Here is an 11,033-nt window from a genome sequence, read left to right as displayed (position 1 = left end):
ACCCGCCCGGAACTCCGGATCGAACTGCCGTCTCGTCTCAGCCATGAACCTCTATCCCTCAAGCTCTGGCCTCCACGCTACGAGGGGAAGAGCATTCCGGCATCTCCCCCACTGGCGGAGTGACCGGCATAGGCCCGGGCGATGGCGTAGCCGAAGTTGCGCTCCACCCAAGTCAACGTGGTGTGCCGTAGCCAGTGGGTGCTGATTTGCTGCGCGTGCACCCAGGGCAGGTGTTCACCGATGCGCACCCACAGGTGGTCGTAACGCCGATAGGTGATCGGCTGCCCGTTGCGGTACCGGAACAACGGTCCCGTCTCGGTCGCGTGCCGCTGCTCGGCGTGGCGCTGCAGGTACCGCATGAGTGTCGGCGACACCGGTTGCCACCGCACCGTCTCACCCTTCTCCCGCAGCAGGATCAGACACTGATCCGGGTCGAGGTCGACCGGCCGCAAGGCGAGGGCCCCACCCCGACGCACGCCGTCTCGGTGTGCAACCGCAGAAGCAGACTGTCCAACGCCGGATCATCACCTGTGGACGCCGCTACCTCGTTGATCTCCGCTAACCGGTTGTCCGCCAACGCTCGCCGGGTGCTCGGCAGCCGCCGTGGCTTCGCCACCTTCAACGCCGGGTTCTCTGTCTCAGACAGGAGCCCGTCGGCGACCGCCCGCCGGTATAGACAGCGCAGGGCCGCGATCAGATGCTCCGCCGCACTGCGCCCACCCCGCGCGTTGCGGCGGGCCACCACATGCGTCTTGACGTACTCCGCAAGCCGCTCGATCTCCGATGGTGTCGGCTCATCGATACGCCGCTGGCCCCACTGCTCGACCACGCGCTTCCAGTACGACCCGTACGCCCGCCGGGTGCCAGCACTGACCGCAGCTGCCACCACCGGCACGTACTCCGCGAACGTCGGAGCCGGCGGACGGTCCGACGCCACTGCCACCAGATCCGCTGGCGAGATGCCCATCCGCGACAGCAACAACCGAGCGGCCTCCAGCTCGGCCTTGCCCGCCACGCCGCTCACGACTCACCGCCCGCGAACGCCTCGTCGTGCACTCGGGCGACCACCGCGTCCAGCGAGGCCGGCGGGTGAAGCACGAGACGTCCGGCCTTCGGATCGGCCGCCAGCAGCACCCGATCGCCGGCTGTCAGCCCGCACCACTGGCGGACCACAGCGGGCAACCGCACATGGCCCTCTTTCGTCACCCGGAACACCCCGCGCGGGTCAGGGTCGACGATGATCAGACCGCCGCTTTCCCTGATGCCCAGCCTGAGGCCAGGAGCCCAGCCGAGAGCGATCATCACCGCCCGATCAGCGACGCGGCCATGCACATCAAGAGTCGCCAGCCCATACACCGTGCTGCCGTCGCGAGTAGGAGCCAGTCGCGCCAGCGGCAGAGGCGGTCGCTTCATCGCGGCACCCGAGTCGCCGCGGATCTTGAGCCCGCCTGACGGAACCACCGCCGGGATCACCGAATCGATCGGCCGGTCTGTCATGACCCACCTCGCCGAACGACGAGGCTGCCACCAACGGCGGTAACAGAGAGTGAAATCAGGTGGTCAAGCATGCTTGACCACCTGTACGTCCAACGTCGCACGGTTGCTACGCGGGAGTGTCCGAGGGGGGACTTGAACCCCCACATCTTCCAATTGTGCACCAAACTCGGTGCACATGCTCATAGATTACAGTGCGACCAACTTAAGTTCAAATAGCCAGGCGTGTTGGCTAGGTTACGCAACGGATGAGGCGGATCTCCTGCCGGTGCAGCCCGGCTCCACTCGCACAGCGAGACCTCGCTTGCCTACGGCCTCCCTACGCGCGCCGATTTCGGCCGCAACTCTGATACCGGCAGTTCCGGGACCCGGTCGGAATTTCTGCACCGGACACCTTTAACCCTCAGCGATCCGCAACGGTATAGCCGGTAGGGCGCGAACACCGTCGCCAGCTGAGAGCGATCCAGGTAACCCAGCAACCATCGGGTGGTCCTCCCCGGTGAGAGCACTGAGCGCGCGCGCCACCTCGTATACATCTGCCTTGACATAAGTGCTGGTTGTTCCAGCAGCGGAGCGGCTGTCATGACCAGCGTAAGCTCGCGCGATGCCGTACCCGAAGTTGCGCTCTACCCAGGTTAGGGTCGTGTGGCGCAGCCAGTGAGTGCTGACCTGCTGTGTGGCCACCCACGAGAGATTTTTTCCCAGACGGTTCCAGAGGTAGTCGTAACGACGGCGCGTGACTGGTGCCCCACTTTGATACCTCAGGACTTGCCTGTCGGAACCACTTGTTGCTCTGTCGTCGTAGTGCTCTACCAACGAGCGCGCGAGTGTAGGTGATACTGGCTGCCACCGCACCGTCTCGCCTTTTTCATGTAGCTGAACTAGGCATTGCTCGACATCTACATCGGAGCGCGTCAAGGCGAGGGCCCCGCCTCGCCGGCATGCGGTCTCCTCGTGAAGCCTGAGAAGGAGCGCATCGAGTTGAGGATCGTTCCCGGTGCTGCTTGCGACTTCGTTAATCGATCTCAGTTGGGCCTCGGACAGAGCTCGGCGAGTACTGGCAAGTCGGCGAGGCTTGGGCACGCGGGCGGCGGGATTGGTGGCGGCGGAGATCAGCCCGTCGGTGACGGCGTAGGCGTACAGGCATCGCATAGCGGATATGAAGTGCTCTGCGGCGGTTCGTCCGCCACGGGAATTTCGCCTTATTACTACAGTCTTCTTCATGGTTTCGGCAAATTGCTTGATCTCCATCGGAGACGGCTCATCGATACGGCGTTTCCCCCAGACTTCCCCGACTCTTCTCCAATAGGTTCCATAGACGCGTCGGGTGCCTGCGGCGACGGCGAGGGAGACATGCGGGATGTACTCATCGAATGTCGGAACCTCTTTCTTCGGGGAGGCGCCTTTGAGAAGTTCCTCAGCCGTCAGTCCGAGCCGGTCCAATAGCAGCCGCACCGCTTCCACTTCGCTATTTCCTAGACGCTCGGATGCGCTGCCGGTCATCGCTTGATGTCCTCTCGGGAGCTTATGCTGACTCCGAGTGCCCGATCGAGCCATTCCATAGTTCCCACCACGAGAATTCCGGTACGCTTGTCCGCCGCGAGGATTAGACGGTCCTTGTCGGCGATTCCTACCGAACGTCGGATGCTCGGCGAGAGGCGCAAGTGCCCCTGCCTAGTGATTCGCTCACCGCTCGATTCTCCGATGGCAACTTCGACTGTTCCCGAGCCAACGGCAAAGTCGACCACTTGCGCTGCAGTCCACCCCATAAAGCGAAGCGCCGAGCGGCTAGCCAGACGTCCATGGCTATCGATTACGGTGATGGAGTAGTAGGTTTTCGGGCTTTGACGACGTGCGACGAGATCAGCAAGAGGGAGACCCGAATTGTTAGACGGGATGAAATCAACCCCATCCCCCTCAGCACGAGGGCCACTTCGCCGGAGTGGAAAGGATCCAGATGATTCGCCCCTCGGCGCAAACGCCATGGTCGCCCCTCCTATGTGTAGTCGTCGTGGCTAGTTGGCAGCTCTTGAGCCGATGCCCGAATTCGCCCCCGTGATCACGGCGATCTTCCCTGCATGTCGCCCGGCTCTTGCCGAGCTTCGCTGTCTGCCCGGAGGGCAGCGCCGGACCGAGGTCCGGACACTGCCCTCCGTTAACCGGCCATCTGAGGTGGGGCAGCCGGCGCGGTCTTTTCCTGCATCACCATTCACCGACCCCGTTCGCGGCGTTGTAGGTGCCGAGGTTGGTCTGCATGAACAGGTAGAACCGGGTGCCGTCCTTGACGTTGGTGGCGAGGTTGCGCCACTGCCCGGCCGGGACGTAGGTCCAACCGTTGGAGCAGGTAGCCCGGCCGACCCACACCACGCAGGCCCAGAAGGGTCCGCCCCAGGCGCCACCGTTCCCAGTGTTTCTGACCTGGATGTCGCGGCACTGGCTCGTGGTGCGGTAGCTGCCCGAGCGTGGGAAGTAGGCGTCCTCCAAGCCGTCAAACATGCCGAACGAGTCGTGCATGCCGAACGTCGCGCTGTACGGGGCGCTGCGGCAGCCGGAGGCGGCCTGGGCCGAGGCGGTCGTCACGACGAGAGCCGCAGCGGTCAGAAGCAGGGTGACCGCGGTGGCCAGGAGCCGCGGTGTCTTCGTGGCGAGTTGCGGCCTGTCGGCGTCGGGCCGGGTGGGGTTGAGCGACGACATTCTTCCTCCTGGTTGTCGTACGGGCAGTTGGCAGCGGCCGGGAGGGGCGGCGCGCTGGTGGTCGGGATGACGTGGGGTGTCGTCATCGACCGGGGGCATGGGGGCCGGAGCTGCTGCGGCATCGGGAGCCGCGCGAAAGGCCGGCGACGGAGGCGCGGTGCTCATATCTCCGCCCCGGCCTCCGGTCGGCCGGTGGGGCAGTGGTGGAAGACCGGCTCCTGGCGGGCGTCGCCTAGGTATGGGGTGCCTTCGGTGTAGCCGGTGCCGCTTCGTTCGGGTCCGAGGATGCGCACGGCGAGCCGGTAGTGGGTCTGCCGCCACTGGTTGATCGCTGCGGCGAACTCGCGCATCGCGGCCCCGAGGGACGGGTCGGGTGTCGACTGTTGGGCGGCGTTGAGGGCATCGTCGAGGCTGACCTGGCCGTGCATGATCGCCGTGCGGACGTCGGGCACTGACAGGTAGGCAGGAGAGTCGAGGCGTGCGTTGCGGGGTGTACGGCACAGGGACTCGACGATCTTGTAGTGGCGGGACTGGATGGCGCTGGCGCCCTCGGTGAACGTGCGGAAGGCGTGGAACGCGGCGGGCTGGATGGTGGCCATCAGAGGCCAGAGCAATGCGCTCTCGCGTAGCAGCGATGCCGCTGCGGACAACCTGCTCGCGGCTCGCGGTACCCGTCCGGCCTCCACGGCAGTGATGACGTCGGCGAGGTCGGTGGCCAGGAGCGCGAAGGTTGTCTCGAACGCTTGAAGGACGCGGATGAACAGCCACTCGTCGTGGGCGATGTGGACCGGCAGCATGCTGACTTGCAGGGCGCGTCGGTCTTCGGCGGTGAGGACCATGCTGACGGCGGCAACGACGCGCCGGGCCAGGGTGACCTGTGAGCTGTCCGTGGTGTGCTCGACGAGGCTGAGGCGGCGCAGTGCCGGCATCGCCGCGCGTACCGCGTGTCGCAGCCGCTTGGCCACCAGGGCGGGTGCCGGGCGCATCTGAGGGAGCGGCGTGTGCTCGTTGTAGGCGGCTCGTAGTTCGAAGGCGATGAGGTCGGTCAGCAGGTTTACGTGCAGGCGGTCGCGCCGGGCGAGCTGCTGTGCTGCCGTGCGCGGCACCTGGTCGGGACCGGGTAGCCGCAGGAGGGCCAGGCCGAGGTAGGAGCGGTAGTCGTAGGTCCCGTCGACCTTGTCGAGCGCGCAGGCGAGGAATGCGGACAGGTACGTGGTGTTGGTGCCGATGAGCTGTGGGAGTCCGTCTCTCGCGGCGGCTAAGGCGCGTGTCCACTCGTCGGGTACGAAGTGTTTGCCGTGGTGCTGGTAGGCGGTGACGACCGCGTCGTACGGGAAGCGGTCGGCCGAGGGGCGGCGTTGTGCGAGCCACCGACGTACGGGTTCGGCGGTGGTCATCGTGATGCTCCGATCGGCGCGCGGGTGCGGGATTTGACTCGGTAGACGGCGATGGCGTCGCAGAGCGCGTCGATGTCGTTGTCGCTGGTGTAGGCGTGTGTGGCGACGCGGATGACGTTGCGGCGGGGAGCGACGGCGATGCCTTGGTTGTCGAGCCATGCGGCCATCGCCCAGGCGTGGGGCTCGATGAGCGCGAGGTGCGCGCCTCGCTCGTCCGCTGTCTGCGCCCGTTGCACGATTTCGCCTTGGGCGCTCAGGCGGTCTGTGGCGGAGGCGAGGAGCCGTTGCGTGTGCGTGCGGACTGCCGCCAGGTTCAGGGTCTCGATGAGCGACAGCCCTGCGGCTGCTGTGTAGGCCGCGGCTACTGACGGTGTGCCGGTCTCGAACCGGCGGGCGTGTGTGGGGAAGTCGAGCCGGGTCGGGTCGAGTGCGTGCGGGTCACACCGCCCGAACCAGCCGGTCAGGGCTGGCGTGGATTCTTTCGGGTGGCGGGCGTAGAGGAAGGCGAGGCCGGGCAGGCCCAGCAGGTATTTTCCGGTGCCGGCCAGCAGGTAGTCGCAGCGCAGGGCGTCGACGTGCAGTAACATCACGCCGGCGGCTTGGTAGGCGTCGACGATGATGGCGGCGCCGGCGGCGTGGGCGGCGTCGGCGATGCGTCGGATGTTCAGTCGGGTCGCGTCTCGGTGGGTGACGGCGGGTACGGACACGAGCGCGGTGTCGGTGGTGATGGCGCCCAGGTAGTCGGCGGAGTTGACCCGGCCGGTGGGGGTGCCGCACCAGCGCACCCGGGCGCCTCGCTGTTCCTGTGACAACCAGACGTGGGCGACGCCGGGGAACTCGGCGGTGGTGGTGAGTAGGTCGCGTCGTCGGCGCCATCGCAGGCCGGACACCGCCTGGTGAGCGGCGATGCTGACGTTGGGCAGGATCGCCACCTGATCGACCTCGGCGCCGATGAGTCGGGCGAAGCGACGTCGGGCGTCGGATACCTGCTCTTCGGCGGCGCCCCAGAAGCCGGGGCGGGCCAGGTCGTCCAACATCGTGGTTAGCGCCTGGTCCATGTCGCTGCTGCGGGGGGCGATGCTGCAGGTGGCCAGGTGCGTCGTCTGTTCCAGGCTCGGAAACCGGCCGCGGATCGCTGCTGGCAGGGGTGCGGTGGCGGCGTTCACTGCGGGCCCTGCCGGCTGTGGCGGCCCCGCAGGCTGGACTCGGTCAGCTCGGTGCGTGCCTCCCACAGCGTGGGGAAGCGACGGTGGGAGATGAGGCGGGCCAGGCTGTCGACCGGGGTGTTGCGGGTGCCGAGTACACCGTGGCCAATGATGCGGGTGGCTACGGTGTAGTGCTCGGTGCGCCACAACGCAATCTGCTCGTCGAGGGACACCAGCGTCTCGGCGAGCCGGTACAGCGGATCGCAGGGCTCGCCGCGATGAAGGTCAACCGGCGTGAGGTCGAGTGAGGCGAGCATCCGGCTAAAGGCGATGTCGAGTTCGGTGGTGGCGTCGCGCAGATGCTTCCAACCGGGTGACTCGAAGCCGGAGCCGTTGCCCAAGGCGCTGCGGAAAGCGGCGAACCGCGCCGGGTGCAGGTGCCGAAGGATGTGAAGCTGCTCGGTGACCAGCCGCAGGCTCAACGCCGCTCGCTGAACGAGGATGTCGGCCGCGCCAGGCTGGTCAACGGCGATGTGCTGGAGCGCCCGCGCCAGGTCATCGTGGATCAGTTTGAACCACAGCTCGGATGCCTGGTGGACCACCTGGAACAGCAGCTCGTCGGGGTGGGCCCGCTCGGTGGGACCGCGTTGCAGTGACAGCAGTTCGTCGGTGCGCATGTAGCGGGCGTAGTCGGTGCGGCCCGGACCGGGCAGCACGGCGGGCAGAGATGTCGTGGACACGATGTGGTCCTCCGCGTTGATTGATTCGGCGCTGCCGGGGTGTGGCGGTGCCTGGGAGGTGTGCGCTGATCGGTGCGAGGGTCAGGCGTGCCGCCCGGCCAGAGCGACGGCTGCCTCGTGTGGCATCGGCTCGGTATGAAACGGCCTTGCCATGCAGGACCGCGGGCCTGCACGGCGAGGCAGATGTTGGTGTCGTAGGTGGCCCTCATGTCGTTCCGATGGGCGCCGGCGCCGAGGGTCGCGTTGTTCGTGACGGGTGGTTCTTTCGTGAGCGGGACGCTGGCGCCTGGTGGTCGCGCTCTTGCGGGGTCCCTCACTTCGCCGGCGGGCCGGAAGTCCAGTACCGCGTACCATCCGTCGACGCATCGGTAGGCAGCTTGCGGCTGGCCGCCGCCCGGCGGTGCCCGGCGAGGAGGCGGCAGACGTGCGTGCGGGTGCGGAGCGGGGCTTGTCGTCGGCCCGTGCGCAGCCGATCAGGGCCAACACGGCGAGACCGAAAAGCACGAAAAGCTTGCCTGTAGCCCGGTGACGATGCGGGGCCGCGCGGTGTCGCCCGGTGGTACCGACCGACACCAGTGCGGCGGTTGCCCGATGTCGGCTGCGGCACCCCACATCCGCGGCGGGTTGAGTTACTCGAATCCTCATTCGTCGGCGATACCAATCTGGGGGCACAGAGCATCAACCCGACGCAGCAATACGACGAGCCACAGACCCAAGTCCCTCCCCCGTTTGTCGAGGACCGGGTCCAACCGGCAACGAATCCACCACAACACCCACGCCTGTGTCCACGAATGCAACTAAAGCTAGCCAGATATCAGGCGATGCCAACAACGTTCCACAGGCACGTTGAGCTGCTGGAACAGCCGCCGATATCGCAGTTGCCGACGAAGAGCGAACTAGTGCTTAAGCCTCGGAGGCGCTAGCGTCCAACCGGCATTAGCGGTCGCGGCAGCAGCGCAACTTGCCCACCGCATGAGCATTTCCGGGGTCTGCTGCACCGGCAGGTGACAGGTGTAGTCACGCGGCCTGACTGGCCGGTGGGTGCATGATGGTCTCGAATTCGATGGGGGTCAACCGGGACAGTGATCGCTGGCGTCTGCGGCGGTGGTAGGTCCGTTCGATCCAGGTCACGATCGCGATCCGGAGTTGCTCACGGCTGGTCCAGGATCGCCGGTTGAGGACGTTGTTCTGCAGCAGGCCGAAGAAGGATTCCATGGCCGCGTTGTCGCCGGCGGCGCCGACGCGGCCCATCGATCCGGCCATCTGGTGGCGGTTCAGGGCTCGGACGAATTTCCTGGACCGGAATTGGGATCCGCGGTCGGTGTGCAGCACGCAGCCGGCCACGTCACCACGTCGGGCTACGGCGTTGTGCAGGGCGTTGACGGCCAGCCTCGACTTCATCCGTGAGTCGATGGAGTAGCCGACGATCCGGTTGGACCACACGTCCTTGATCGCACACAGGTAGAGCTTGCCTTCGGCGGTGCGGTGTTCGGTGATGTCGGCCAGCCACAACCGGTTCGGGCCGTTCGCGGTGAAGTTGCGGCGCACCAAGTCGTCGTGCACCGGTGGACCGACCTTGCCGCCCTTGCCCCGACGCTTGCGCTTGCTGAACGCGCTGAACCAGCCCATGCCGGAGCAGATCTTCCAGGCGGTGCGTTCGACCATTGGCTGGCCGGCAGCGCGGGCCTCATCGGCCAGGAACCGATAGCCGAACTCCGGGTCGTCGCGGTGGGCGTCGAACAACGCGTCCGCCCGGTACGCCGCAGCCAACTCCGCGTCGGTGACCCGGTGGGCACGCCACCGGTAGTAGGGCTGACGAGCGATCTTCAGTACCCGGCACGTCACCGCCACGGGAATCCCGTCGGCGGCCAGCTCGCTCACGAGCGGGTAGAGCCTTTTCCCGGCAGATGCGCCTGCGACAAGTACGCAGCCGCCCGGCGCAGGACCTCGTTCTCCTGCTCCAACAACCTGATCCGCTTGCGGGCCTCCCGCAGCTCGGCCGACTCGGTGCCGGCCGTCCCGGGCGAGACGCCGGCGTCGACGTCGGCTTGGCGCAGCCACTTGAACAACGTCATCGGGTGCACCCCGAAGTCCTTCGCGATCTGCTCGACCGTCACGCCTGGCTCGCGGTCACGAGCCACCCGCACGACGTCATCGCGGAACTCTCGGGGGTAGGGCTTGGGCACAGCGACATCCTTCCAGCTCGCCCACAGGGCAAGCCATCTCAGATGTCACCTATCGGTGCAGCAGACCCCCGAGATGGAGAGGCACGAGTTCGTGAATTCCTATGCACTCTGGGAGCGAGGACACCTGACTGCCGCAGCGGTCATTGCTTCTACTCTGACGGCCGTGGCGTTTTTGGCGTCACCTGCCTGGGCCGAGGCAACCCCACCGGCTGCCGCAGCCACGACCGTCGGCACCGATGAACCCACGCTGCGGCGATCCCCGGAGGAGATTAAGCCCTCTGCGGCGGCCGATCCGGCAGTCACCGAAGCTCCCGACCCGACGAACCCGCCGCCCGAGCCGGATCCCACCCCTCCCCCGCCCGATCCCACCCCTCCGCCAGGCCCCGATCCGAGCACCCCACCGCCCGACTCCCCTCCCCCGCCGGAGCCCACCCCGACAAGCCCTCGGCCGTCACACAAACCGCCCCGAGGCGGGAACACCGGACCTCAGCCAGGCACAGGCACCGCGCACAGCGGCGGCGGACAACGGGCTCCCCGCGCAGACTCCGGCCCTTCACTGCCAGTCACGGGCGACAGCATCGCTCCGCTCGTCGGCACCGGAGGCGTGGCCCTGGTCGCCGGTGTGGCATTGCTGTTGGCCGGTCGCCGTAAAACCCGTTGAGCCGCCGGCGCATCATCTTCGACAGCAAGGAGTAGCTAGTGACGACGCCGCACCCGGACCGGGCAGTCTGGCCATCCTCGACCGAGGACGTCCCGGCAACCGCGCCCGGCCGGGTGCCAGCGCTCTCACCCGTACGCCCCACCGCGTCTCCGCCGCCCGACAACGGCACGGACGTAACAGCAGGGCCGCCGCGCCCCGACTGCCAACGCTCAGCTACCTCTGCCCCTGGGCATGGCCGGCGCCGGCGGCCGGCGCGAGGAACTGCGGCACTCGCTCTGGCGGCTCTGCTCGCTGGCGCCACCATCGGATTCGGACTCCAGTCATGGGTACTGCCTCAGGCCCGCCACACATCGGCGGCAACCGCACCCACCCCACCCGCCGGGGCGTTACTCTCCCAACGTCAGGCAGCCGTCAACCGCGCCCGCCTACCGACGCCCGAACTCGCGGACTTCGCCAGCCCGTGGCTCGGCATCGGAGACTGCTCAACCGACGCCATCAGCGAGGCCCAACGCGGTAACGGCGAAACAACCCGTACACGCTGCACAGCCGGCATCGTCACCAGCTACTGGATCACCTATCGCAACCTCACCGACCGGGATGCCGCCCACGCTCGATACCGCACCCAAGCGATGAGCGATCCCGGCCTGGCGGCAGGTGCGACGGCCCCGACGCAGCAGATCGCCACCGGCCGAAGGGTCCAGTACATCGAGTACGCC

At 67.1% G+C, this 11,033-nt stretch carries 10 protein-coding genes; 1 reads left to right on the top strand and 9 read right to left on the bottom strand.

The genetic code is table 11. The features are described from left to right. Nucleotides 1-77: 77 nt before the first annotated feature. From AB0D32_RS32055 to AB0D32_RS32015, 9 genes are all read right to left on the bottom strand, one after another. The gene (locus AB0D32_RS32055; protein ID WP_357098463.1) at nucleotides 78-452 is read right to left on the bottom strand and encodes a tyrosine-type recombinase/integrase; all 375 of its coding nucleotides are present in this window, start codon (nucleotides 450-452) and stop codon (nucleotides 78-80) included. Beyond that, nucleotides 416-1,024 carry a hypothetical protein gene (locus tag AB0D32_RS32050; RefSeq protein ID WP_357098460.1) on the bottom strand — a complete coding sequence of 203 codons (609 nt, stop codon included), beginning with the start codon at nucleotides 1,022-1,024 and terminating at the stop codon, nucleotides 416-418. The genes AB0D32_RS32055 and AB0D32_RS32050 overlap by 37 nt, the downstream gene beginning before the upstream one ends. After that, nucleotides 1,021-1,497 carry a hypothetical protein gene (locus tag AB0D32_RS32045; RefSeq protein ID WP_357098457.1) on the bottom strand — a complete coding sequence of 159 codons (477 nt, stop codon included), beginning with the start codon at nucleotides 1,495-1,497 and terminating at the stop codon, nucleotides 1,021-1,023. Before AB0D32_RS32045 ends, AB0D32_RS32050 begins: the two co-directional genes overlap by 4 nt. A gap of 393 nt (nucleotides 1,498-1,890) precedes the next feature. Beyond that, complete coding sequence (locus AB0D32_RS32040) at nucleotides 1,891-2,997, bottom strand: site-specific integrase (protein ID WP_357098454.1); 1,107 nt, start codon at nucleotides 2,995-2,997, stop codon at nucleotides 1,891-1,893. Nucleotides 2,998-3,696: 699 nt separating this feature from the next. Then, on the bottom strand, nucleotides 3,697-4,188 hold the full coding sequence (locus AB0D32_RS32035) for a hypothetical protein (protein ID WP_357098451.1): 492 nt from the start codon (nucleotides 4,186-4,188) through the stop codon (nucleotides 3,697-3,699). Nucleotides 4,189-4,349: 161 nt separating this feature from the next. Then, nucleotides 4,350-5,585: a tryptophan 2,3-dioxygenase family protein gene (locus AB0D32_RS32030; RefSeq protein WP_357098448.1), complete on the bottom strand. Its 1,236-nt coding sequence runs from the start codon at nucleotides 5,583-5,585 to the stop codon at nucleotides 4,350-4,352. Then, the gene (locus AB0D32_RS32025) at nucleotides 5,582-6,643 is read right to left on the bottom strand and encodes an aminotransferase class V-fold PLP-dependent enzyme (protein ID WP_357098445.1); all 1,062 of its coding nucleotides are present in this window, start codon (nucleotides 6,641-6,643) and stop codon (nucleotides 5,582-5,584) included. The genes AB0D32_RS32030 and AB0D32_RS32025 overlap by 4 nt, the downstream gene beginning before the upstream one ends. A 104-nt stretch (nucleotides 6,644-6,747) precedes the next feature. Then, nucleotides 6,748-7,470: a tryptophan 2,3-dioxygenase family protein gene (locus tag AB0D32_RS32020; protein WP_357098442.1), complete on the bottom strand. Its 723-nt coding sequence runs from the start codon at nucleotides 7,468-7,470 to the stop codon at nucleotides 6,748-6,750. Nucleotides 7,471-8,487: 1,017 nt separating this feature from the next. Next, nucleotides 8,488-9,656 (bottom strand): IS3 family transposase gene (locus tag AB0D32_RS32015; protein ID WP_357098439.1). Its coding sequence is split into 2 segments (ribosomal slippage): nucleotides 8,488-9,369 and nucleotides 9,372-9,656, totalling 1,167 coding nucleotides; the frame shifts between segments, so codons are not numbered across the junction. Between the two features lie 73 nt (nucleotides 9,657-9,729). On the opposite strand from AB0D32_RS32015, the gene AB0D32_RS32010 reads away from it, so the two are divergent. Further along, complete coding sequence (locus AB0D32_RS32010; protein ID WP_357098466.1) at nucleotides 9,730-10,317, top strand: LPXTG cell wall anchor domain-containing protein; 588 nt, start codon at nucleotides 9,730-9,732, stop codon at nucleotides 10,315-10,317. Nucleotides 10,318-11,033 lie beyond the last annotated feature (716 nt).

Source organism: Micromonospora sp. NPDC048170 (genome assembly GCF_040652795.1).
Taxonomy (GTDB): Bacteria; Actinomycetota; Actinomycetes; order Mycobacteriales; family Micromonosporaceae; genus Micromonospora.
Note: the sequence above shows the minus strand (reverse complement) of the source record. Positions and strands in the feature narration are given on the sequence as shown.